Source organism: Burkholderia sp. Bp9031 (assembly GCF_003857965.1).
Lineage (GTDB): Bacteria > Pseudomonadota > Gammaproteobacteria > Burkholderiales > Burkholderiaceae > Burkholderia > Burkholderia ambifaria_A.
On the sequence record NZ_QTPW01000004.1, the window covers coordinates 229394 to 253915 of the forward strand.

At 63.0% G+C, this 24522-nt stretch carries 23 protein-coding genes; 1 reads left to right on the forward strand and 22 read right to left on the reverse strand.

All coding sequences use genetic code 11. The features are described from left to right. Positions 1-76: 76 nt before the first annotated feature. From DIE15_RS07710 to DIE15_RS07765, 12 genes are all read right to left on the reverse strand, one after another. Complete coding sequence (locus tag DIE15_RS07710; protein ID WP_124832841.1) at positions 77-1789, reverse strand: biotin carboxylase N-terminal domain-containing protein; 1713 nt, start codon at positions 1787-1789, stop codon at positions 77-79. Then, positions 1786-3417 carry an urea amidolyase family protein gene (locus DIE15_RS07715; protein ID WP_311771966.1) on the reverse strand — a complete coding sequence of 544 codons (1632 nt, stop codon included), beginning with the start codon at positions 3415-3417 and terminating at the stop codon, positions 1786-1788. The genes DIE15_RS07710 and DIE15_RS07715 overlap by 4 nt, the downstream gene beginning before the upstream one ends. Next, positions 3383-4168: a LamB/YcsF family protein gene (locus DIE15_RS07720; RefSeq protein WP_060067754.1), complete on the reverse strand. Its 786-nt coding sequence runs from the start codon at positions 4166-4168 to the stop codon at positions 3383-3385. Before DIE15_RS07720 ends, DIE15_RS07715 begins: the two co-directional genes overlap by 35 nt. A 65-nt stretch (positions 4169-4233) precedes the next feature. Next, positions 4234-4581 carry a putative quinol monooxygenase gene (locus DIE15_RS07725; protein WP_221624159.1) on the reverse strand — a complete coding sequence of 116 codons (348 nt, stop codon included), beginning with the start codon at positions 4579-4581 and terminating at the stop codon, positions 4234-4236. A gap of 3 nt (positions 4582-4584) precedes the next feature. Continuing rightward, positions 4585-5034, reverse strand: coding sequence for an OsmC family protein (locus DIE15_RS07730; RefSeq protein WP_109342654.1), 450 nt, complete (start codon positions 5032-5034; stop codon positions 4585-4587). A gap of 73 nt (positions 5035-5107) precedes the next feature. Continuing rightward, positions 5108-5425: a hypothetical protein gene (locus tag DIE15_RS07735; protein WP_124551287.1), complete on the reverse strand. Its 318-nt coding sequence runs from the start codon at positions 5423-5425 to the stop codon at positions 5108-5110. A gap of 16 nt (positions 5426-5441) precedes the next feature. Beyond that, on the reverse strand, positions 5442-6281 hold the full coding sequence (locus DIE15_RS07740) for a putative hydro-lyase (RefSeq protein ID WP_409364293.1): 840 nt from the start codon (positions 6279-6281) through the stop codon (positions 5442-5444). Beyond that, a complete protein-coding gene (locus DIE15_RS07745) occupies positions 6262-6675 on the reverse strand; it encodes a heme-binding protein (RefSeq protein WP_124832842.1) in 414 nt (137 codons plus the stop codon). The genes DIE15_RS07740 and DIE15_RS07745 overlap by 20 nt, the downstream gene beginning before the upstream one ends. Positions 6676-6702: 27 nt before the next feature. Continuing rightward, positions 6703-7500, reverse strand: a complete 798-nt coding sequence (locus tag DIE15_RS07750; protein ID WP_260428199.1) for an SDR family NAD(P)-dependent oxidoreductase — start codon at positions 7498-7500, stop codon at positions 6703-6705. A 35-nt stretch (positions 7501-7535) separates the two neighbouring features. Beyond that, positions 7536-8657, reverse strand: coding sequence for an acetoin dehydrogenase dihydrolipoyllysine-residue acetyltransferase subunit (locus DIE15_RS07755; protein WP_089489197.1), 1122 nt, complete (start codon positions 8655-8657; stop codon positions 7536-7538). Positions 8658-8663: 6 nt separating this feature from the next. Then, the gene (locus DIE15_RS07760) at positions 8664-9671 is read right to left on the reverse strand and encodes an alpha-ketoacid dehydrogenase subunit beta (RefSeq protein ID WP_048985726.1); all 1008 of its coding nucleotides are present in this window, start codon (positions 9669-9671) and stop codon (positions 8664-8666) included. A gap of 12 nt (positions 9672-9683) precedes the next feature. Continuing rightward, positions 9684-10661 carry a thiamine pyrophosphate-dependent dehydrogenase E1 component subunit alpha gene (locus DIE15_RS07765; protein ID WP_050011217.1) on the reverse strand — a complete coding sequence of 326 codons (978 nt, stop codon included), beginning with the start codon at positions 10659-10661 and terminating at the stop codon, positions 9684-9686. A gap of 548 nt (positions 10662-11209) precedes the next feature. Between DIE15_RS07765 and DIE15_RS07770 the strand changes: the two genes are divergently transcribed. Next, on the forward strand, positions 11210-12103 hold the full coding sequence (locus tag DIE15_RS07770) for a LysR family transcriptional regulator (RefSeq protein WP_124494186.1): 894 nt from the start codon (positions 11210-11212) through the stop codon (positions 12101-12103). 73 nt (positions 12104-12176) lie between these two features. Here DIE15_RS07770 and DIE15_RS07775 read toward each other — a convergent pair whose 3' ends face one another. The 10 genes from DIE15_RS07775 to ptsP all read right to left on the reverse strand — a co-directional run bounded on the left by DIE15_RS07775 (position 12177) and on the right by ptsP (position 24474). Continuing rightward, positions 12177-13634, reverse strand: coding sequence for an APC family permease (locus DIE15_RS07775; protein WP_185734384.1), 1458 nt, complete (start codon positions 13632-13634; stop codon positions 12177-12179). A gap of 237 nt (positions 13635-13871) precedes the next feature. Continuing rightward, a complete protein-coding gene (lipA, locus tag DIE15_RS07780; RefSeq protein ID WP_124832844.1) occupies positions 13872-14861 on the reverse strand; it encodes a lipoyl synthase in 990 nt (329 codons plus the stop codon). A gap of 299 nt (positions 14862-15160) precedes the next feature. Continuing rightward, positions 15161-16054: a LysR family transcriptional regulator gene (locus DIE15_RS07785; protein ID WP_124551116.1), complete on the reverse strand. Its 894-nt coding sequence runs from the start codon at positions 16052-16054 to the stop codon at positions 15161-15163. Between the two features lie 63 nt (positions 16055-16117). Continuing rightward, positions 16118-16591: a RidA family protein gene (locus DIE15_RS07790; protein WP_124660020.1), complete on the reverse strand. Its 474-nt coding sequence runs from the start codon at positions 16589-16591 to the stop codon at positions 16118-16120. Further along, positions 16588-17655 (reverse strand): DUF4392 domain-containing protein, encoded by a 1068-nt coding sequence (locus DIE15_RS07795; RefSeq protein ID WP_124551118.1) that lies wholly within the window; start codon positions 17653-17655, stop codon positions 16588-16590. The genes DIE15_RS07790 and DIE15_RS07795 overlap by 4 nt, the downstream gene beginning before the upstream one ends. 49 nt (positions 17656-17704) lie before the next feature. Then, positions 17705-18691 (reverse strand): threonine/serine dehydratase, encoded by a 987-nt coding sequence (locus tag DIE15_RS07800; RefSeq protein WP_124551119.1) that lies wholly within the window; start codon positions 18689-18691, stop codon positions 17705-17707. Positions 18692-18851: 160 nt separating this feature from the next. Next, complete coding sequence (locus DIE15_RS07805; protein WP_124832845.1) at positions 18852-19991, reverse strand: MFS transporter; 1140 nt, start codon at positions 19989-19991, stop codon at positions 18852-18854. Positions 19992-20195: 204 nt separating this feature from the next. Further along, a complete protein-coding gene (locus tag DIE15_RS07810) occupies positions 20196-21590 on the reverse strand; it encodes an APC family permease (RefSeq protein WP_176015409.1) in 1395 nt (464 codons plus the stop codon). Between the two features lie 432 nt (positions 21591-22022). After that, complete coding sequence (locus DIE15_RS07815; protein ID WP_124660017.1) at positions 22023-22292, reverse strand: hypothetical protein; 270 nt, start codon at positions 22290-22292, stop codon at positions 22023-22025. A gap of 205 nt (positions 22293-22497) precedes the next feature. After that, entirely contained in the window at positions 22498-24474 is a 1977-nt protein-coding gene (ptsP, locus tag DIE15_RS07820; RefSeq protein WP_124832846.1) for a phosphoenolpyruvate--protein phosphotransferase, read from the reverse strand. Positions 24475-24522 lie beyond the last annotated feature (48 nt).

Sequence of the window (24522 nt, forward strand, 5' to 3'; positions counted from 1 at the left end):
TCAGGATTCCGAATCACATGACGTACACCTTCTACATCTCGACAACTCAAATTCGATTCAATGTCTCCTTCGCTCCTTACTCGATAACCGCGATCTTTTCGCCCGCCGTGACCGGACGTCCGGCTTCCCCATGGATGCGGATTCGACCACCTTTCGGTGCGACGACACGCATTTCCATCTTCATCGCTTCCATGATGGCGACGGCATCGCCCTCGGCCACCGTCGCACCCTCCCCCACCAGCCACTTCTGCAGCGTTCCAGGAACCGGCGCCGTCACGATGTCGGCGCCCGCTTCCGCCTTCGCCGAATCGTCGAATGCTCGCGGGACGCCGACATTCGCAAACAGCGACGCAGGCAGACCGATCGTGTGACGCTTTCCATCGATCTCGATGAAGCTTTTCAGCAGCCCGCCCTCAGCCGGCGTGACGCGTCCGGAAGGTTCGACCCCGCCAAACTCCGTTTCGATCCAGTTGGTATGAACCTTGAATCCATCTTCGCCGCTGAAGCTCTTTTCCTCGAGCACCGCCCGATGGAATGGCAGCACCGAACCCACTCCCTCGATATCGAATTCGGCAAGCGCACGACGGGCGCGAGCGAGCGCTTGTTGGCGCGTATCGCCGGTAATGATCAGCTTGGCCATCAGCGAGTCGTACAGTCCCGGAATCTGCGAGCCGGATTCGACACCGGAGTCGAGCCGCACACCGGGACCTGCGGGCGGACGAAAGCGCGTGATCGCGCCAGGTGTCGGCAAGAAACCACGACCCGGATCTTCCGCATTAATACGGAATTCGATCGCATGACCGCGGGGCTCCGGCGTCGCCGTAATCGACACAGGAAGGCCATCCGCGATGCGCAGTTGTTCGATCACGATGTCGACACCGGTGGTTTCCTCCGTCACCGGATGCTCGACCTGCAACCGCGTGTTCACCTCGAGAAACGAGATGACCCCGTCTTGAGAAAGCAGAAACTCGACCGTGCCCGCCCCCGTATAGCCGGCCTCTGCACATATCCTGCGCGCGGCGTCGTGAATGCGCGCGCGCTGCTCGTCGGTGATGAAAGGCGCGGGAGCCTCTTCCACGAGCTTCTGGTTTCGGCGCTGCAGCGAACAGTCGCGCGTGCCGAGCACGACGGTGTTGCCGTGATGGTCGGCCATGATCTGCGCCTCGATATGGCGCGGACGGTCGAGAAACTGCTCGGCGTAGCAGTCGCCCCGGCCGAACGCCTCCGTCGCCTCACGGACGGCCGAATCGAACATCTCCGCGACGTCTTCGATACGTCGGACGATCTTCATGCCGCGCCCGCCGCCCCCGAACGCGGCCTTGATCGCCAGCGGCAAGCCCACTTCCCGCGCGAAGGCCACCGCGTCCGACGCACTGTTCAACGGCCCGTCGGATCCCCTGACCAGCGGCGCGCCGACCTTCGATGCGATACGCCGGGCCTGCACCTTGTCGCCGAGCGCGGTGATGACCTCCGGCGACGGGCCGACCCAGATCAGTCCGGCATCGATGACCGCCTGGGCGAACTCCGCGCGCTCGGACAGGAAGCCGTAGCCCGGGTGGACCGCATCGGCACCGGCGCGACGGGCGATCGCCAGAATCTTCGAGATGTCGAGATAGGTCTCCGCCGGGCGGCCAGCACCCAGCCCGTACGCTTCGTCGGCCAGTTCGGCATGCAGCGAACCGGCGTCCGCGTCCGAGTAGATTGCGACCGATGTCACGTTGTAGTCGCGCGCGGCGCGAATGACGCGAATGGCGATTTCGCCGCGATTGGCGATGAGCAGCTTCTTCATCGAACGAGTTCCTTCACTTGCGGATCGAATGCGGATATCGGGTTGAAGCGGATGCGGGCGCCGATCGGAATCTGCCCGAGCATGCCGAGATGATGGGCCGCGACGACGGCAATCACCGGGTACCCGCCGGTGACGGGGTGATCGGTCAGGAACACCACCGGCTGGCCGCTGTGCGGCACCTGAATCGATCCGAACAACGTGCCTTCCGACGGTAGCTCCGCGTCGTCGCGCCGCGCCAGCGCCAGGTCGCCCGACAGCCGCATGCCGACGCGGCTCGACTCGGGCGTGACGCGCCATTCCTGCGACAGAAACCGTGCAACACCTTCGTCGGTGAACCAGTCGGTGCGCGGCCCCGGGACGACGTCGACATCGACTACGTCGCCTTCGCGCGGAAGCGTCCGCGCGGCCGGCAGCTCCGGCTCGACGAACGTAGCGGCCTCGTCGGCCGGGACCAGGACATCGCCGCGAACGATCGGCGCCGGGCCGATCCTCGAAAGCGTATCGGTCGACGCAGACCCCAGCGTGCGCTCGACGACGAACCCGCCGCGCAGTGCGACGTAGCTCCGCATGCCGCGGCCGGGCATATCGAGCGTGACTTCCTCGCCTGCATCGACGGCAAAAGGACGCGAGTGAGGGATCACCGTCACGCGGCCATTCGCGTCGCGAATCGAAATCGGGCACGGCGCCCCCGTCACTGCGAGGGTCACCGGGCGATCGGGCACCAGCGAAAGGCCGCCGAACATCACTTCGAGCGCGGCGCGACTGCCCGGATTGCCGACACAGGCGTTCGCGAGTCGCAGCGCGGCGCTGTCGACGGCGCCGCACACGGAGACACCCTGGTCAGCCTGTCGGGGCCGTCCGAGGTCCTGATACAGCACAGGGCGGTCCGCACGCGTCACCAAAATGCCGGCGCCCGAAACCTGGCGCGCCGGCGTCGGCGCCGGCTCCGGCCACCCCGATACCGGAACGGCCGAACCTTTGCCCGCATCGCGGAAACGAACCCGATCGCCGGGTGCGAGCAAAGCCGCACGCGGACGCGTCGTGTCCCACATGGGCACCTGCGTCGTACCGAGAAGCTGCCATCCTCCGGGGCTATCCGACGGATAGATCCCGCTGAATTTCCCCGCGATCGCGACCGAGCCCGCCGGGATGCGCACGCGAGGCGTCTTGCGTCGGGGAACGTCGAATCCCGGATCGTCGGTGGTCATATACGCGAACCCCGGTGCAAATCCGGTAAACGCGACCGAGTGGACCGCATCCAGATGTCGCTGGACGAGCTCGGCCACGGACCATCCCAGCAGTTCGGCGACCTCGCCCAGATCCTCTCCGTCGTAGGAAACCGGGATATCGAACATGCTCCCGCCGCGCTCCCGACGAACGGACACGTCCAGTTGCCCGAGCCGCTCGATCAGCGCCGCGCGATCGATGACGGCCGGGTCGAAGCGAACCAGCACGGTACGCGCGCCCGGAACGACTTCGTCGACGCCGTCCACTTCGCTCGCGAGCAGCCGGTCGAGAAGCGCCAGCGTCGTTTCGAGACTCTCGAGCTCGACCAGCATGCCGGCAGAGCCGGCCGAAAGGATGCGCATCTGCTCAGACACGGTTCTCTCCCCTGCAAGCCCCGGCAAATGGCCGAAGCGCGACGCCGCGCGCGGCGAGTTGCGTTTGCAGCAAACGAGCAGTTGCAACGGCCGACGGGTTGTCTCCGTGGATGCAGATCGACTGTGCGTCGATCGTGATGTCCGTGCCGTCGATCGCGGTCACGACACCCTCCTGCACGAACCGCAGCATGCGACGCGCAACGGTGTCTGGATCGTGAATGACAGCCCCTTCCGCGCGGCGATTCACGAGGCTTCCATCCACGTTGTACGCGCGGTCGGCAAATGCCTCGCCGACGACGGCAAGGCCGGCTTCACGCGCCTGATCCGCAACAGGTGCGCCGGCGAGCACCATCAGCACGAGCGTCGGATCGATCGCCAGAATCGCATCGATGACAGCCGCCGCCTGGTAGGTATCGTGCGCGATCGTGTTGTACAGCGCGCCGTGAGGCTTCACGTAGCGAATCGACGTGCCCGCGGCCTTTGCAAGCCCCTGCAGCGCACCGATCTGGTAGATCACGTCGCCCGTCAGTTCTGCATGGGATGGCTGCATGTTGCGACGTCCGAAGCCCACCAGATCGCGATAACCGACGTGCGCGCCGACGGCGACGCCGCGCCGTGCCGCTTCATGCAGCACGGTATAGATCCCCGCCGGATCGCCGGCATGAAAACCGCAGGCAACATTCGCGCTCGTCACGATGTCGAGCATCGCCGCATCGTCGCCCATCCGCCAGGCGCCGAAGCTCTCACCGAGATCGCAGTTCAAATCAATGCTTACCATGACGCTGCCCACAGGATTTCTTCAGTGCACGAACACGCGATGCCGCTCGGGCGTTCGTGCGCGGTTCACGCGATTTTCCGGAACTTGCTGAGCGAGACGGATTCGATCCATTGCCCCGCCCGTGCGCCGAACGCCTTCGCGAACTCGGTATTCGAATGGGTCTCGAGGGCGGCTTCGTCTTCCCAGATTTCGTAGAAGACGAACTGCCCCGGCGTGTCGGAGGATTCGTGAAGATCGTATTGAATGAACCCCGGCTCCGTCCTTGCGTACGGCACCAGCTCCTTCAACGCTTCGCGCAGCACGTCTTCGCTGCCGGATCGGGCAACGACGGTTGCAACCACGACCAAACCTTCCTTCTTCATCTCACTTTCCTCACTACGTTTGTTGATCGGCTGGCAACCGATCCCGGTCAAAACTCAGCCGAGATCGATTTCCACTTTCGACTTGATCGAATTGGCGATGAAGCACCCTTTGTGGGCTCGGTGATGCAGCCGCTCGAGTTGCGCCTGGTTCGGTTGCTTTTCGGACGCGAAGGTCACGCGGGGCCTGAGCACGATTTCGGATACCCAGTGAAACCCGTCCGCGCTTTTCTCGACTTTCCCGACTGCATCGTCGGAGTACGATGCGACCGCATACCCGCTTCCTTCGCAGAGCGCGAGGAAGTACAGCATGTGGCAACTCGCGAGCGCGTTGACGAGCAACTGCTCCGGATCGGCCAGACGTTCGTTCCCGAGATAGTCGGGAGCCGCGGATACAGGGATCGTCACCGTCGGGCTGATGATCGCCCGGTGGTCCCGGCTATAGGTCCCTTCCCGCTCGTGGTGCTGCTCGATCGTCCATTCCAGTCGGACGCCATGCTCGGACATCGGTGTCTCCCGGCGAGCTTCCCCGCCAATCGGTCAATTTCCATTGCAGGCAGGCTGCGACAGCCTCGCCGTATCATTGCGCCGCAATATATTTGTTCGCACTATTTATCGATTCGACGCCGCCGGGTTTCACAATCGAAACCCATTCGCTCCAGCCCGTTTGCGCATCGTCGGCACGAATGCGCAACGCGCGAGAGCCGTCGCCGAATGTCAGCCATTCGATTTCGCGAGGAACCTCGGAACCGGCGCCCTCTACGTCCAGACGCTCGATCCGATGAGAAAAATCGAGCTGTCCCTCGCGCAACACGTCAAGGTATTGCCTGCCACATTCGTCCGACGCCTGCGATGTGCCGCGATTGAGCAGCTTCGCGGCGATTTCTGCATCGAACATTGCAACGACTCCTGGCTCACACGGCCGCCGCGTTAGCCGGCAAATCCGTGACGAGCATGTACCCCGGTTCATGCGTGATCGCAAAATCCGGCTTCGCCGCCTGAAGTGCCATCTGCGGCGTGACCCCACAGGCCCAGAAACCGAGGATGTCACCGGCCTCGATCACTGGCGGATCGCCGAACTCCGGCCGGGTGACGTCGCGAATCCCGATGGTCGCCGGGTCGCCGATATGCACCGGTGCGCCGTGCGCGAGCGGAAACCGTTCCGACAGCACGATCGCCTGGATCGCATCGGCGGGCTTGAACGCACGCATCGACACGACCATCGGGCCGCGAAACGGCCCCGCGGCCGTCGTCTGGATATTCGTCACGTACATTGGCACGTTCCGGTTCGCACTGATGTGGCGAATGTCGATTCCCGCCTGCAGAATCGCGCTCTCGAACGAGAACGAGCAACCGAGCGCAAACGTCACGAGATCGTCACGCCACAGATCGACCAGATCGTCGACCGTATCGGTGTGAACCCCATCCCGGTACACGCGGTAGCGGGGCACGTCGGTCCGAATGTCGATCGCGCCCAGTCCGTCCAGCCCCGGGTTGCCGGGCTGCCCGACTCCCACCAGCGGACAGCTCTTGGGGTTGATTCGGCAAAACTCGCGAAAATCATCCGCGTACGTCTTCGGCAGAATTGCCAGATTTGCCTGCATGAAGCCGTCGGCGTATCCCGTCGTCGGCGCACGCAGCTTGCCGTCGCGAATCAGCAGCCGAACCTGGTCGGCCGACATCGCCCGCGTACCTGCAGTCGATTCCATTGAAAGCACCCTTGCAGGAAGATGTTCAGTTGTCGCCGAGCGCAGCAACCATCGCACGCGCAATCGCCACGTCCGCTTCCTCCGGACCACCCGACACGCCGACCCCACCGATGACCTCGTCGCCGTGCTTCACCGGCAGGCCGCCGCCGAACACGACCAGCGGGCGGGACGCCGTGCGCTCGAGCCCGTAGAGCGCGGCTCCGGGCTGGACGAGTTTCATCCAGTAATCGGTAGGGAACCGCAGTGCTGCGGCGGTATACGCCTTGTTGTGCGCAATTTCGATCGTGCCGAACGCCGCGTCGTTCACGCGTGTGAACGCAACAAGGTGGCCGCCCGCATCCACGATCGACAACGACGAGCGCTGCGCCAGTTCGTTCGCCTTCGCGACGCCCGCTTCGATCGCCCGCCGTGCGGCTTCATATGTGATCTGCTTGCTCATTGGTTTCTTCCCGATTCTGTCCGGCAGTCAGTTGTACGCGCCGCCATCGACATTGATTGCCTGCGCGGTGACGTAAGACGACTCGTCCGATGCGAGGTAGACAAACAGCGGCGCGACCTCGTCCGGCGTCGCCTGTCGGCCCAGGGGAATGGCCGTCCGAACCACCGACTCCTGCTTGTCGCGGCCGCCCATGAAATCGATCACCGGTTGATTGAACGGCGTATCGATCCAGCCGGGGCACACGGCATTGACACGCACGCCGTCCGGCGCGAGCTCGATTGCAAGCGTGGTCGTCAGACCGATGATGGCCGCCTTGGACGCCGAGTAGCATGCGAGGCCGGTGCCGCCGCGCTTGCCCGCGAGCGACGACATCATTACGATCGACGACTGCTTCGCGGCTCTCAGGTGACGGAGCGACTCGCGCGCGAAAATGAAGTTGGCGCGCACGTTGATCCCGAAAACCTTGTCCCAGCTCTCGGTGCTGAACTGCTCGATCCGCCCGGAGAGCTGGACGCCGGCATTCAGACACACCGTGTCGATGCCGCGCATCCATGCCGACGACTTCTCGATGACGGCCTTGATCTCGTCTTCGCTCGAGATGTCGGTTTGAAAAAAACGCACCTTGTCGCCGAACCGGGATTCGAGCGCGCGGCCCTTGACCTCATCGATATCGACGACCGACACGGTCGCACCTTCGGCAACGAACGACTCCAGAATGGCGAGACCGATATTGGCAACGCCGCCGGTCAGAAGTACCCGCTTGCCTGTCAAACGTCCTGACATGACTGTTTCCTCAAGATCACTGCGCCGATAACCGCTCCACACCGCCGAATCGGCGTCCCGCCGCCCGGCACGAGCGGTTATCGGGCGCGACGAATGTTCTCCAGCAGCGCGTCGTTCACGACCGACGCTGCCTCCATTTGCGGCATGTGGCCGACATCCGGAATCACGCGCAGCTGCACCGTTGACGGCAGACCGTCGGCCTGCGGGACCGGAATGATGGCGTCGCGCTCGCCCCAGAGCAGCATCACGGGGCAGGTGAGTCCCGCCAGCGTCGCACCGATCGTCTGAACCTGGCCGTTTTCGTCGGCGATGGTGTCGGCGATGGCAGACAGCGCCTCCTGGACGCCTTCCAGCCGCTTGAACTGAAGCGTGCCCTCGACCATTTCGCTCGTGATCTTCGACGGATCGGCAAACAGCTTCTCCAGCGCGGCCTGAAGCGGACGGCGGCGCTCCGCGGCAACGAATTCGGTCACGAAAGAGCGGTTGATCTCCTTGCCCAGGCCGATCGGCGCGATGAGCGTCACCGATGCGACACGCGACGGGTTGGCGGCCGCGAAGGCCGCGGCGATCGCGCCACCGAACGAGTGACCGACCAGGTGCAGTTTCCCGGACGTGATCGCGCTCGCCGCTTCCTCGACCGCCACAGTGATCTTTTTGATCACGCCGCCACCGGTAATCGGCGTCGACGCGCCGTGCCCGGGAAGGTCCACCGCGATCGTCCGGAACTGCTCGGCGAGCGTGCCCTGGTTGAACAGCCAGGTCGACAGGTCACCGCCGAAGCCGTGAATGAACAACACGGTTTCGTTGCTTTCGGGGCCGAGCTCCAGCACGTTCACGCTGCCGCCTGACACGGCGACCGCCTTCGGTGCGACCACACCGCCCGCCTCGCCGTCGTCCGCATTCAGGCGATGCGCGTAGCTTGCGACAAGCGCGTCGATTTCCTCCTCGGTCGCCGCTTCATCGGCGATGACGCCGATCAGCGCGCCGACCGGCGCGATTTCGCCCTCGTCGATGACGATGCGCCGCAGGATCCCGGACACGGTCGCCTCCACCACGTTGTTGACCTTCGTGGATTCGACCTCGAGGAGTTCCTGGCCGCGTTCGACCTTGTCTCCCTCCTTCGCGTGCCATTCGAGCACGGTGCCTTCGGTCATCGTCATCCCCCACTTGGGGATGGTGACGGCTTCAATGAACGACATGATTGATTACCCCTTCAGAATCGACTTGACGGCATTCACGACGGCTTCCGGCGACGGCACGTACGCGTCTTCCAGGTTCGGTGCATACGGCACCGGCGTGTGCGGCGCCGTCACGAGCCGGATCGGCCCCTTCAGCGAGTCGAAGCACTTGTCGGCCAGCAGCGCGGAGATGTCCGTCGCGACGCTGCAGCGTGGATTCGCCTCATCGACGATCACGACTCGTCCGATGTCCTCGGTATATTCGAGCAGCGTGTCCTCGTCGAGCGGCGACGTCGTGCGCGGATCGATGATGCATGCCGACACGCCGTCTGCCGCGAGGAGGCGAGCGGCCGTCTCCGCCACGCCGACCATGCGGCCGAGCGCAACGATCAGCACGTCTTTCCCGTCCCGCACCACCCGCGCCTCGCCGAACGGAATCGTGTATGCGCCGTCGGGCACTTCGCCCACGGTGTCGTACAGCATCTTGTTTTCGAGGAAGATCACCGGATCGTCGTCGCGGATCGCCTGGAGCAGCAGGCCTTTCGCGTCGTACGGATTCGACGGGATCACGACCTTGAGGCCGGGAATGTGCGTGAAGATCGGATAGAACGCCTGCGTGTGCTGCGCGGCTGAGCGCGTGCCGGCACCGTACGTCGCGCGAATCACGAGCGGCGTCTTGGCACGGCCGCCGAACATGTACCGAAACTTCGCGATCTGATTCATGATCTGGTCGAGACACACGCCGGCGAAGTCGACGAACATCAGTTCGGCGATCGGACGCAAACCCGTGAGGGCCGCCCCGGCGGCCGCGCCGACGAATGCGGCCTCGCTGATCGGCGTATCGCGAATGCGCTCGGGGCCGTAGGCGTCGAGCAGCCCGCGCGTCACGCCGAAAGCACCGCCCCACGCATCCTTGACGCCGTTGGCGCCCGCGCCGCCGGTCAAATCCTCACCCATCATGATCACGCGCGGATCACGCGCCATCTCCGAGTGCAGCGCGTCATTCAGCGCTTGACGGAACGATTTCTTTGCCATTGCTGTGGGTCCTTACAGATACTTCACGTAAACGTCGGCGGTCAGTGCCGAAAGCGGCGGGAACGGGGCTGCGCGCGCAGCACTCACGGCGGCGTCGATCTCGGTCTCGATCTGCGCATCGACCGCGTCCAGCTCGCCGCTGGCCACTTGCGATCCTTCCTGCACCTGCCTGCGGAAATTGGCGACGCAATCGCGCTCCTGGCGCATGGCCTTCTTTTCTTCCGGCGTGCGATAGTTGTCGGGGTCTCCGCTGTAGTGACCGTAGTAGCGCGGCACGTGAATCTGCAGCAGGCTCGGGCCGCCGCCATTGCGGGCACGATCGATCGCCTGGCCGGCGGCCTCGTAGACCGCGAACAAGTCGGTGCCGTCGACTTCCGCAGCGGGAATATCGTAGCTCTGCGCGCGCCGCGTGAAACTGCCGGCCGAGACGAACGAGTTCGCCGTCGCTTCGCCGAAGCCGTTGTCCTCGATCACGAAGACGATCGGAAGCATCCAGATCTTCGCGAGGTTGAAGCTCTCCGACATCACGCCTTCGTTCATCGCACCGTCACCCGCGAACGCCACCGCCACGCCACCGGTGCCGAGCAACTTCGCCGTGAGTGCGGCGCCGCACGTGATCGGCGCACCGCCGGCCACGATGCCGTTCGCGCCCAGCATCCCCTTGCGCAGGTCGGCGATGTGCTGCGAGCCGCCTTTGCCACCGCACGTTCCCGTCGCACGCCCGAACAGCTCGGCCATCATTGCGCCGATATCGCATCCCTTGGCAATGCTGTGACCATGCCCGCGATGGGTCGACGAAATGTAGTCCTTGTCCGTCAGGTGCAGGCACACGCCGACGGCGCTCGCCTCCTGCCCGGCACAAAGATGGGTATTGCCCGGAATGTCGCCGGTCGCCATCTCGTCCATCACGCGCTCCTCGAAGCGGCGAATCGTTCGCATGGCGCGATAAGCGTCCACGAGCCGCTCACTGGGAAACTTCAAGGCGGACATTCCAATCTCCTTAATTTAAATGGTGTGCGTGGCTGTGCGCCTCGACGCGACACACTCGACCGTGTTGCAAATCCGGCTCGCCCCACGAATATCGCGACAGCAGTGCCGACATGCCATTTCAATCGTCACCGTTCAATTTCGTCCGGTCCAATTGTGATTGGCGATTTCGCGCGATCACCGATTCTTATCAGTGCGTGAGCGCCAGTCCGCATCCCGATCCTGAATTCACGTCGACACCATAACCGTGCGATCGCGATCGATCATCGACTGCTCGCTTCAACCGCCACGAACGCACTGTTCGTTTCAGCGTTGTTGAAATTCTAGTGATGTGCCTGATGAGGTTCGTCCACCTAAAGGTGGAGAAAGAAATCGCAGCGCGTCCGCTTTCCGCGGAATCAGGCGTTCTGTGTTGAGCACCCCAACCTTCGTCGCTATGATCGATCGAACCTTCCCCGCACCGGGGATATGCGTCGCCTCGTCCGATCGTCGATCGACATTCGGATACGCGCGATCGAATCGCTTTTCCCCATGCGGGTGGAGTTCGCCACATGATCGATCTTCGAAACCTGGAGACCTTTTACGCCGTCGCCCAGCTGGGGGGATTTCACCGTGCCGCGGAAAGGTTGCACACGACACAGCCCGCTGTATCCGCGCGCATCGCGCAACTCGAACAGCAACTGAAGGGACGCCTGTTCGAGCGAGACAAGCGGGGTTGCTTCCTGACCATCAAGGGCAGGCAACTGCTCGTCTACGCGGAACAAATGATTTCGCTGAGCGCCGAAATGGTCGAGGCCGTCGCTGGCCGAACGGCCCTGAGCGGGACGGTTCAGCTCGGCGCGTCCGACACGATCGTGCACACATGGCTGTCCGCGCTACTCAAGCGTCTCAGCGTCGAATACCCGGAGATCACGCTCGAGGTCAATGTCGACGCCACGCCGAACCTGACCGCAGGGCTCGCCGACGGCACGATCGACGTCGCGCTCCTGATGGGCCCCGTGAACGCGAGCAACGCGGAGAATCTGCCGTTGTGCAGCTATCCGATCAGCTGGATCGTCTCGTCGGATTTTGAATGCGACACGGCCCACCTCACGCTGAGCGATCTTGCACGGCATCCGATCATCACGTTCTCCAGATCGACACGTCCGTACATGCAGCTAAAGGAAATGTTCGATCGGTCGCATCTGCATCACGTGAGAATCTTCGGCAACTCGTCGCTGTCGTCGATCGTCCGGATGACACTCGACGGCATCGGCATCGCGGCGATTCCACACCACGTCGTGGCCGAGCATCTGGCGAGCGGCCGGCTGCGCCGAATCGACACCGGCCACGAGATGCCGGTGATGCCGTTCACCGCCAGTTTCGTTCGCCGCGTCGACATGCCACTGAGTGCGATCGTTGCCGGGCTCGCGCAAAACGTCGCCGCGCATTACGAAGGGCGCTAGGCGCCACGCCGCGCTTGCTTGGCGCAAGCGCAAAAAAAACCAGGACTCGGCGAGTCCTGGCTTGTCGTCATCGTCAACCGTTCTGGCTGCGCCCCAGGCATTCGAAGACTTCGGGTCGCCGGTGCTTGAAGTATTGGGCAAGTGCCATGCCCGCGACCTGCACGCCGATCAGGCAGTAGAACATCCACACGTACTGCCCGGGGTCCCCGCCCGCGAGCACGTCGAAGTGTGCTGCCACGAGATAGACCAGCGCGATGAAGAATATCGACGAAATCGCCGGCGCCAGAAACGACTTGGCGAAACTCACGCCCTGTTGCCTGCCGCGACGAACGTACCAGACCAACGATGAGATGTTGACGATGGTCATCAGAATGATGATGCCCGACGTTCCGACTCCGGAGAGCTGCCCATAAAGCAGATCGGGTTTGGCGCCCATCAGAATGAACGGCAACAGCACGCACAGCACCATGACCGAGACGGTCATCGAAGCAAGATACGGAGACTCGTGCTTCGCATGCACCTTTCCGAGGAAGCGGGGCAGCGCACCGTCCGTGCCCAGGTTGTGCATATAGCGCGAAAGCACGTTCTGCGTGGACAGGCTCGCCGCGAACGCCGACGTCATCACCAGCACCGAAACGATCAGGTGCAGGCCAGGGCTCACGAATTTCGCGAAGGCGTCAGGGAACATCGCCGCGGGCGTCTTGGCCGCGATCGACTGAACCTGCGGCCCGTAAGCCATGATCATCGCATACGCACACAGCGTGTAGATCACGCCGATGAAGATGACGGCACCATACGTCGCACGCGGAATCGTCCGGTCCGGCATCTTCACCTCGTCGCGAAACAAGGCGGTCGCCTCGAACCCCATGAAGAACGACACGGTGAACAGCATGCAGAACGGCACGTTGGTACTGTTCGCCAGTTGGCTCGGCATGAACGGAGCGGATGCGGAAACACCCGGCACGCCGCCTTTTGCCAGCACACCGAACGAAAATACCAGACAGACGACGATCTCGAGAATCATCACCCACGTCAGCACCTTCGCGGACAGCTCGACATGAAGATATCCCAGCATCGAGACCACCAGCCAGCACGCGAGCGTCGGCCAGTACCACGGAATCGCCATGCCGGTCATGTCGTGCACGAGATCCGAGCACGAGACGCCGAAGAACGACGTGACGCCGGCGAGGAGCAGGAAGTACGAAACCGCCGCGAGTATGCCGGAGCCGAGGCCGGTCGACTTTCCGATGCCATAGCTGATGAACGCATAGAAGTCGCCCGGGCGCTTCACAATGTTGTTGAGCGTCACATAGCCGACGGAAAACAGCAGCAATACCAGCGTCGTCAGTACGAATATCACGGGGCTGCCGACTCCGCCGAACATCAGCGCGAACGGGATGTAACCCGACACGGTCGTCAACGGCGCCGAGAACGCCAGCACGGTGAGCGCCAGGCCGACGGCCCCCATGCTGCCCGACAGCTTCTTCTGCGGAGACGCTTCTATCTGCACGTCTTCCACATTCAGTTTCATCTCCATCTCCATTTCCATCTCCTTACGCCTCCAACATATCGTCAGCATGATCGAACGATCGCTGCATCGCGCCGCGATCGTTCATGTGTCCGGGCACCCTTCATCGGTTTCGGGCCGGTGCGGTACTCAGTCCGGTTCGTATCCCGGTCATCGTCGGCCGCCAAATTGATCGGGTCCAATTGCCGTTGACGATGTTTTTCGATAACCGCGCATTATCACGCGCACCGGTTTCGCCCCTCACGCAACGCCGGCCCCATGCGCCTGCAGATCCGCGTGATAGCTCGACCGCACCATCGCGCCTACGGCCGCGTGCGTGAAGCCCATCTTGTACGCCTCTTCCTCGTACATCTTGAACGTATCCGGATGCACATACACACGCACTGGCAGGTGGTGCTCCGACGGCTGCAGGTACTGGCCGATCGTCAGCATGTCGACGTCGTGCGCGCGCAGGTCGCGCATCACCTGCAGGATTTCCTCTTCCGTCTCGCCGAGGCCGACCATCAGGCCCGACTTCGTCGCGACGTCCGGATGCTGCGCCTTGAAGTCCTTCAAGAGCTTCAGCGAGTGCGCGTAGTCCGAACCCGGGCGCGCTTCCTTGTACAGGCGCGGCACCGTTTCGAGGTTGTGGTTCATCACGTCGGGCGGTGCCGCGTTCAGGATCGAGATCGCGCGGTCGAGACGGCCGCGGAAGTCCGGCGTCAGGATCTCGATGCGCGTGTCCGGCGACTGCTCGCGCACTTCGCGAATGCATTCGACGAAGTGGGCCGCGCCGCCGTCGCGCAGGTCGTCGCGGTCCACGCTCGTGATCACCACGTACTTGAGCTTGAGCGCGGCGATCGTGCGCGCGAGGTTCTTCGGTTCGTCCGCGTCGAGCGGATCGGGACGGCCGTGACCGACGTCGCAGAACGGGCATCGGCGCGTGCACTTGTCGCCCATGATCATGAACGTCGCGGTGCCCTTGCCGAAGCATTCGCCGATGTTCGGGCAGCTCGCTTCCTCGCACACCGTGTGAAGGTTGTGCTCGCGCAGGATCGTCTTGATCTCGAAAAAGCGCGTGTTGGGCGTCGCGACTTTGGCTCGGATCCATCGCGGCTTGCGAAGCGGCTCGATCGGGACGATCTTGATCGGAATGCGCGCCGTCTTCGCGTACGCCTTCTGCTTTTCCGATGCGTCGTAGCGCACCGCCGGGTTTGTCGAGGCCACCCGCTTCTCGCTCGCATCGGTCATTTGCGCCCTCCTGTCCGGCGCTCTTGCGAAAACCGGTGGTCAACAGCCTGTTTGTCGGTCGAAATGATCGCCATGCCGCGCTTCCCTGAAGCCCTGTCGAAAGGCGCGCAACGTGCGCATTGCGTCAAGCCGGACGGTGATATCGCGTGTGCCGGCAATTGATTTCATTCTAGAAATGACGCGTGCATCCCTCGTCCACCCAAAGGATGATAAAAATCTCCAAACCTCGTCAGGCAACGGGCTGCGCGTTGATACAACCCCATTAATCGCGACGCGCTGTCGCACGTCGGAACATGCGTCTAGCGACGCGTCGACGCGGCCGCGTCGTGGGCCAATCCGGTCAGGATTTCGTGGATGCGTACGTCGAGCCCGCGTGCGTACGCCGCGCTGAATACGAAATCGTCCAGCGCGAGTGTCGATTCCTTGACGACGAGTACTCCCGTCTCGATTTCGCGCCGCGCGACCGCACCCGGCATCACGGCGATGCCGATCCTGTCGATCGCCATCTTCACGATCGTCGACAGCGACCCGTTCGAGAAGATGCGCGGAGACGGCTTGTCCCGCGTCGCAATGGCGTCTCTCAGCCTGATGTACGGATGGGTCCGCTTCGGCAGCGTGATGATCGGGAAGCGCGCCAGGGTGTCCGGCGTCAACGGGCTGTCGCCGACATCGAGATCAGGGGAAACGAGGAAGTCGACCGGATATCGGCACAGCTGCACTTCGACGAAATCGGGATCCACCACGGGCCCGGCCAGCAGAAACGCCATGTCGATCTCGCCGGACTTTAGCGCGTCGCGAAGCGTCGGCGTGATGTCGACCACGATGTCAATGACGATCCCCGGATGTTCGCGATGCGCACGCTCGATGAACTCGGTGAGCCACATATGGACGATCGTTTCGGCGACACCCAGCCGAACCACGCCGCACAGCGTCCGAGGGCTCGCGATCGCCGCGATCAGTTCGGACTCAAGCGCGAGGAACCGCTCTGCGTACTCCAGCAGCGTCCGGCCGCGCGGTGTCAATCGGATGGTACGCGCCGCGCGCTCGAACAGCAGCACGCCCAGATCGTCCTCCAGGCCGGAAATCCGGTGCGACACCGCGGACTGCGTCGTGTGCAGCTTGGTCGCCGCCTTGTGAAAGCTGTTGAGCGTTGCGACCCAGTAGAAGGTTTCCAGGCTTCTCAGATTGATCATCGATTCCTTCAGGTTTCGTGCCGCGGTGATTCCGTCGCGCCCGGCAATCCGCGCATGCGGGCATCAAGCGACTTCGACGGTCGCCTCCACCTCCACCGCCATGCCGGACGGCAGGGAATTGGCGCCGGTCGCGATGCGGGCATGCCGCCCCGCTTCGCCCAGCACGGCGTAGAACAGATCGGAAGCGCCATTCAGCACCTGCGCATGCTCGGTAAAGTCGGCATCGCACTGCACGACGCCGGCCACGCGAACGATGCGGACGACGCGCGAAAAATCGCCGCCCAGCATGCGCCCGATGTGGCTCAGGATATTCAGTGCACAGAGCCGAGCGGCACGCTGCCCGTCTTCCACGCTGAGGTCGGTGCCGACCTTTCCCGCATACAGCAGCTCACCGCCCAGACGCGGGCCCTGCCCGGCTATCTGAAGGTAGTTCCCCGACCGCACCGCGGGCAGATAACTGCCGCGCGGCACGCTCGCCGGCGGCAGTTCGAGGCCCAGTTCGGCGAGGCGCGCATCGATCGTGGTTTTCTCCGTCATTTCAGTTGCCTCCAGTCGCCGCGTTCGCCCTGCCAGTTGATCGAGTCCCCAAGCGTGCGTCGAACACTTGCGCGAAGTGTACGAAGCAATCCCTCCCATTCGAGCGCACTGATGCCGTCCACGGCAGGCTCGGGCGCCATGAACATGCCGTCCACGCCTCCCGAATTGACACAGCATTCGATGCAGCGGATCTCGAGTTCGGGATCGTGAAACACGACAGGGTTCTCCAGCAGCGCCGAAAGCGCCGCGATGATGCCCGTCGCGCCCCAGTTCGATACGTTCGCGACGACCAGGTGATCGGCCGCATTGACCGCCGCCACGCCGCCACGCCCCGCAACGCCGGTCGACGCAGCCTTCGGCGAAAACGCGGGCAGATCGGCCGCAATGACACCCATGCCGAGTTCGTTCCCGCCGTCGCCCACGCCGATATGCAGGATGCCGCGCGCCTTGCCCTGATAAAACAGGTAGTCGAGATCGGCGACGAGCCCGTCGAGCGGACGACCGCCCAAGCCGTGGTAGAGCCCCAGCGCATTGCAACCAGGGCGCTCGATCGAAATCATCACGCTGGGCCGGGTGCGCTCGAGCAGGTCGTCCGACACGCGATGACTGCCTTCCTTGTCCTTGGGGACGGTCCGGATGTAGACGGGCCGCAGGTACTCGATTCCTTTGACCACGCCATTGTCCGGGAACGGCATCGGCGCCAGCCCCGCGCCTCGGCAGGTCTGCACCATCATCTCCTCCCAGTCCTCGTCGATCACGATGACGGTCGGCACCCCCAGGCCCAGGAAGAATGCGCGTGCCATCAGCGCGGCGCCCACCGGTCCATCGGTTTCGGGCGCACCGCCGCCCTCCGGGAATCCCGTGGCGATGAGCACCGGCCCCCCTTGTCGCCTTACCGCCTCGACGATTCGTTCGGCCGCGCCCATGCATGCGAAGCCGGGTTGCCGCTTCTGCAGCGCCGCGTAGATGTTGCCGATCAGTCCGACGCCCGTGTAGTCGAGCGTCATGAATGCGTCGATCGTGTGCGCGACGCGTCGATACTGTTTGCTGTCTGGCTGCAGCATGGCAATTGCCTCCTGGCAGGAATGCGCTCTGGGTAGACGTGCGGGATGATCAAACCAGCGCACTGACGAACACGTCGTGGTCCACGTTACCGCCGCTCAGCACCAGCACGACGGTCTTTCCGGCTACGTCGAGCTTGCCGGCAAGGACCGCCGCGAGCGGCACCGCGCCACCGGGTTCCACGACGAGCTTCAGCGTCTCGAACGCCGCTCGCATCGCCCGACGCACCTCGTCATCGTCGACGACGAGACTCCCGGCCAGCAGCCGCTTGTTGACCGGAAACGTCAGCTTGCCGGGAGACGCGACCTGCAGCGAATCACAGATGGATCTGGTTCCCGCGGCATTGGCGACCTGCTCGCCCTTCGCCAGCGATCGTGCGTGATCGTCGAACCCCTTCGGCTCGACAGCGTAGATGCGCGCTTGCCGGCAGTACGCGTTGATCGCTGTCGCGACCCCGGCGACCAGCCCGCCGCCGCTGGCTGCCGCAAGCACCACATCCGGGACCACGGAGATGGCTTGCGTCTGCTGCACGATCTCGAGACCGACGGTGCCCTGGCCGGCCATCACCTGGCGATCGTCGTAGGGGGGAACGGTCACCGCGCCGGTGCGCTCCGCGATATCCCGGCCGATTGCTTCCCGGTCGTCCGTTTGTCGGTCATAGAGACGCACGGTCGCACCGTAGGCCCGCGCGCCTTCGATTTTTGCCTTTGGTGCGTCCGCCGGCATGATGATCGTGGCCGGCATGCCGAACCGCGCGCAAACCGCCGAGATCGCCAGCGCGTGATTTCCCGACGAGAAGGCGACAACGCCGCGCGGCCGCAGGGCTGCCGGAATTTGCAGCACGCGATTGCATGCGCCCCGGAACTTGAAGGACCCCGTCTTCTGAAGGCTTTCCGCCTTGACGAGTACACGGGCGCCCGCCGCACGGTTGAGCGCCTCGCTCTCGAGCAGAGGCGTTCGCACGACGAACGGCAGGATGCGCACGGAGGCGGCTTCGATGTCGGCGACCGAGAAATCGCCGGATGAGAGATCGGTCATGGCATTCGCTCACGATGAAAGACGTCAGCGCATTACATCAACCTGGACCGATTCAATCCAATGAAGAACAAAAATGCTCGCTGATCGAAATTCGTAATCAATCGACAACGCATGCCTGACGTTCGATCGCGTGCCGCGACTCATTCGCGGCGCGCATACGTCACGACTCGATCTTCCGGCCGCCGAACGCGGCGAGCAGCAGCAACCCGGCGAGCAACGCAAATGCTAGATGCAGACCGATCGCATGCGCGAAGAAGCCGACAATCGCCGGTCCGACCAGATTGCCGCCATAGCCCAATGTCGTGATCGATGAAATCGCGGCGGATGGATCCATGGCCGTTTGCCGCCCGGCAGCGGCAAACAGGATAGGTACGATGTTCGCGCACCCGGCTCCGCATACGGCAAACCCGACGATCGCGCCCATGCCCGACGGCGAAGCAATCGCGATGCACATCCCGACTGCGCCGAGGGTCCCGCCCGAGACGATCACCGTGCGCGAGCCGAACCGGGTAATCAACATGTCGCCGAAGAGTCGACCGATCGCCATCGTCATCGCGAACGCGGTATAGCCGAAGCCTGCGCGATCTTGCGCATAAGACTTCACGGATGTCAGAAACAATGCGCTCCAGTCGAGCATCGCGCCTTCGACGAGAAAGCATCCGATTGCAATGGCGCCCATCAGGACCACGATCCCCTGCGGCAGGATCAACGCCGACGCCGTGCGCTCGCCGGGCCCTGCCGACTCCAGGTATCGCGCGTAGCGAAACATGAGCACGGCGATGACGGCGACCATCGCACCCGCTACCCCAAGCGGATTCGCGCCGGCCGACAGCAGTGATCCGCCGACCAGCGAGCCCGCGATACCGCCGACGCTGAACAGGCCGTGGAAGCCGGACATGAGTTGCTCGCCGCTTTGCCGCTCGATGAGCGTGGCCTGGATATTCATCGCGACGTCGACGAATCCCAGGCCGGCGCCGAAGATCAACAGCGTGATCGCCATCGCGGGCATGCCGGACAGCGTCGCCAGGAGCGGAAGCAATGCGCAGATCATCGCGGCGCCCGCGCCGATGACCTTGCGGCAACCGAATCGCTCGACCGCGCGCTGACAGAGCGGCATGCATCCGACGGCGCCGATTCCCAGGAACAGCAGCAGGAAGCCGAATTTCGCTTCGTCGACGTCAAGCCGCGCCTTCGCATACGGCACCAGCGGCGCCCACGTCGCGACGCTTATTCCAGCGAGAAAGAATGATGCGCGTGTTGCAGCCCGTTTGTTGTTTTCGCTTGCAGTCTCGACGACCATGGTTTGGGATGCGTCCGACAAATCGGACATCTTCTGGATGAACGGATGATCCGGTCGTGACGTTTCCGCACCGGCCGTGACTGGCAGCCGGGCGCATCTGATGCAACGAGCCGGAAAATAAAAAAAGATCCCGAAATTGCTCGGGATCAAAGGAGAAACGACCCGGGATGAGGCAGAACGTGTCCGCCCCGGTCGTTCAACGATTCAGTCCTTGTGGCTGCGGCCGAGTCTTTCGAAAATTTCCGGGCGCAGGTACTTGAAGTATTGCGCCAGTGCGATGCCGACGAGCAGCACACCAATCAGGCAGTAGAACATCCACACGTACTGCCCCGGATCGCCACCGGCCAGAACATCGAAGTGCTGCGCGATCAGCACGACGAGCGCGATGAAGAACACCGACGAAATGGCGGGCGCGACCGCCGACTTGAAGAAGCTGACGCCCTGGTGCCTGCCGCTCCGGCCGTACCATACCAGCGACGAGATGCTGACGATGGCCATCAGAACGACGATCCCCGACGTACCGACTCCGGAGAGTTGCCCGTACAGCAGATCGGGCTTGGCGCCCATCGCGATGAAGGGGATCAGCACGCAGAGCACCATCACCGACACCGTGATCGACGCGAGATAGGGCGACTCGTGCTTCGGATGAACCTTGCCGAGGAATCGCGGCAGCGCGCCGTCGGTGCCGAGGTTGTGCATGTAGCGGGCCAGCACGTTCTGCGTGGACAGCGCCGATGCGAACGCCGACGTCAGCACCAGCAGCGAGATCACGACATGGAGACGGCCGCTGACGAACTTCGAGAATGCGTCGGGAAACATTGCGGCAGGGGTCTTGGTAGCGATGTCCTGGACATGCGACCCATAGGCCATGATCAGCGCATACGCACAAATGGTATAGACGACGCCGATGAAGATGACCGCACCATACGTGGCTACCGGAATCGTCCGGTCGGGCATCCGGACTTCATCCCGGAACAGCGCGGTCGCCTCGAATCCCATGAAGAAACCGACGATGAACAGCACCGAGAACGGCACGCTCGCGCTCTTCGACAGCTGGCTCGGCGCAAACGGCGCGGTTGCCGAGATGTCCGCCGCCCCGCCCTTCGCCAGCACGAAGAACGAGAAGATGAGACATACCGCGATCTCGAGCAGCATGATCCACGTCAGCACCTTCGCCGACAACTCGACATGCAGGTAGCTGAGGATCCCGCACGCCATCCAGCATGCGATCGTCGGGATGTACCACGGGAGCACCGCGCCAGTCGTTTCATGAAGGAGATCGGAACAGGACACGCCGAAGAACGACGTCACCCCGGCGAGCAGCAGAAAATACGACACCGCCGCGAGGATGCCTGAACCGAGGCCAGTCGACTTCCCGATGCCGAAACTGACGAACGCGTAGAAGTCGCCCGGGCGCTTGACGATGTTGTTGAGCGTCACGTAGCCGACGGAAAAGAACAGCAGAACGATCGTGACGACGACGAACAGGATCGGACTGCTGACGCCTCCGAACATCAGCGCGAACGGGATGTAACCGGATACCGTTGTCAAAGGTGCCGAGAACGCGAGCACCATCAGCGCCAGGCCGATCGGCCCCATGTTTCCGGACAACTTTTTGGGTGCAGATTCGCTTATGCGAATCTCTTGCATGTTCATCTCCATCTCCGTCCCACCTCCGTCATTATGTGAATCTTCGCCGTACGAAAACACCTGGAAATGCAGCAACGACTGGTATTTGTCGGTTTATTTCGCTACATTTGTCTCACGATTTCGCTTCAAGAAGCTTTTTGTTCACGACAAGTGAAACGATCGTCCACCTCCAAATTGAAGCGGTCCAATTGCGATTCGCGATTTGCACTGATCGCCAAAATTTATCAACGCGACAGTAGGCCTGCCCTGCGTCCGAAACTTGGCCACGCCGTTCGTCGCAATCGCCGCGAATCTGTTGCGCATGCCGTCACCCGCTGTCAGACAGGGCTGTAGCGATGGCAACCGTCCGGCAGGTAATACAAGGCAAATGATGATCAGGGATCACGCGGACATCGCCCGGTATGCCTGGGTGAAACGCAGCTGGGGTGAGACCGCACGCGCCGGACGCTGGAAAACCGATTCAGCGCGACGAGCAGCCTCGCTGCAGGTGGGTGCGGCCTGACGTTTCACCTCGCGGTTCATCACGCGTTCTTGATGCAGACGCCCGACTGGACGAGCCGTGGAAGGAAACCAGGCAATTTTGGGGAAAGCTCGAACGGCTTTCGGGTGTGAAGGCTGCGCGTGTTCGAGAAGACCGGACGGCAGTTCCATCCGGCAAAATCGCCTCCTCGAATCGCGCGGTGTCGGCCGGTAAGCAGCTCGGGAGGCATAGTGAAATAGCCCGGCAAGACCGGATACCTGCGCGGCGAGACAGGTCGCCCGCCCCTCCGTGTATCAAACCGGGCCCGCGAAGCAGTGGCAAATACGAATCTTGTGGATCGTCGATGCCACGCCTCTGTCGTTTCCCGATCGGAAGTCAGATTTCCGTCACGAGTTTCTTTGCGCGCAGTACCGAGCTGGGGCTCATACTGAGTTCGTCGACCCCGAGGTTCACGAACACCGGAATCATGTTTGGCCGTGACGCAGCTTCACCGCACACGCCGACACTGATGTGCGCCCGCTTCGCCGCGTCGCATACCATCTTGATCGCCTGAATGACAGCCGGGTGCTCGGTCCTGTAGAGCGAGGCAAGGCTGGGATTCATGCGATCGACGGCCATGATGTATTGCGTGAGGTCGTTGGTGCCGATCGAGAAGAATTCGACTTCCTGCGCCAGCAGATCGGCCGTGAGAACCGCAGCCGGCGTCTCGATCATGATGCCGAGCTTCGGAACCGCAAACGGCACCCCCGCTTCGGTCAGTTCCACAGCGATGCGCTCGATGATCGCCTTCGTGCGGCGAACCTCGTCGACATCGTCGACCATTGGCAGCATCACGCAGATGTTTCCGTGGGCAGCGGCACGCAGTAGCGCCCGCAGTTGCGGCTCGAACACTTCGGGGCAGTCGAGACACATCCGGATGCCTCGCCACCCCAGAAATGGATTCTCCTCCTTCGGGAAGCGAATGCCCGGCAGCGGCTTGTCGCCGCCAGCATCGAGCGTCCGAATGATGACAGGCCACGGGTGAAAGCGCTGTGCGAGCGTGGCATAAACTTCGTATTGCTCGTCCTCCGTAGGCACGCGCTGATGGTCCATGAACAAAAGCTCGGTACGGAATAGTCCCACGCCCATCGCGCCGGCTTGCAGGGCCGAGTCGAGTTCCGACAGAGAACCCATGTTCGCGGCGATCAGTATCTTGCGTCCGTCGCGCGTGGAGGGCTCGACGTCCCGGTAAGCAAGGAGCGCCGATTGCTGTTCGCGCTGCGCGTCGATACGGCGCGACAGTTCCTTTTCATGCGCGTCGGAATGGTCGAGCCAGACCTCCCCGGTCGTACCGTCAATCGATACACGTGCGACCGATCGCAGTCTGTCCTTGTCGATCGGCAGACCCAGAACTGCCGGAATGCCATGCGAGCGTGCGATGATCGCAACATGAGACGTCGCGCTGCCGGATGTGCAGACGATTCCGAGGATATTGGCGAGGTTCGCGCGCGCGAGATCCGGCGCGGACAGTTCTTCGGCAAGGATAATGCTCGGCACCTCCAGTTCCCGCAGCGACTTCTGCTGCTTGCCAAGAAGCACGGCCACGATCTCGCGTGTCAGGCCGCGAATGTCGTCGGCGCGGCTGCGAAGGTACTCGTCCGTCATCGATTCGAACGCGAACGCCAGATCCTGCCCGCATTTCAGCGTAGCCGCCGCCGCGCTCCACCGCGTTGCGATGAGCTCGCGAATCGTGCCCGCATAGTCGTCGCTCCTTGCGACATCGGCGATCGCCTCGATGATCTCGTTTCCCATCGTCCCGTCGCCCGGCTCGAGCATCGCAGCCAAAGTGGACTCGAGCGTCGCGGTGAATCGCGCGGCCTCGTCTGTTACCTCGTGTTCCGACACGAACTGGCGATCGACCACGAGCTCGTCACGAACATACGCGAGCGCACTGCCGAACGCCAGGCCTTCACTCGCCGGAACACCTATCAATGCGCCCGAAGAATCGGCATCGTCAGCGGATCGCGCCGCGCCCGTGTGCTCGAACGCTCGCGGAGCCGTCGCTGAGCCGTCGGACCCTTGATGGCCGTCCGGCGCGGTGGCGCCCTGCACGATTGCGCTGACATTCGACAGAAATTGCGTCAACCTGTCGAGCGCCTCGCATTCATCTTCGCCGTCCGCTCGGAGAAGTATCTGCTCGTCCTGCTTCACACCTAGCAACATGAGCTTCACAGCGCTCTTCGCGTCCGCCCATGCATCACCTCTCCCGATTTTCAGCGCGCTATTGAACTCCTTCGCAAGCTTGGCGAATTGAGTCGCGGGGCGTGCGTGCAGACCCTCGTGTACCTTGACAACAACCTGAGTTTCCAACATGACGATGCCTTTTCGTATTCCGTGGGTGACGACGATTGACGTCGGCGC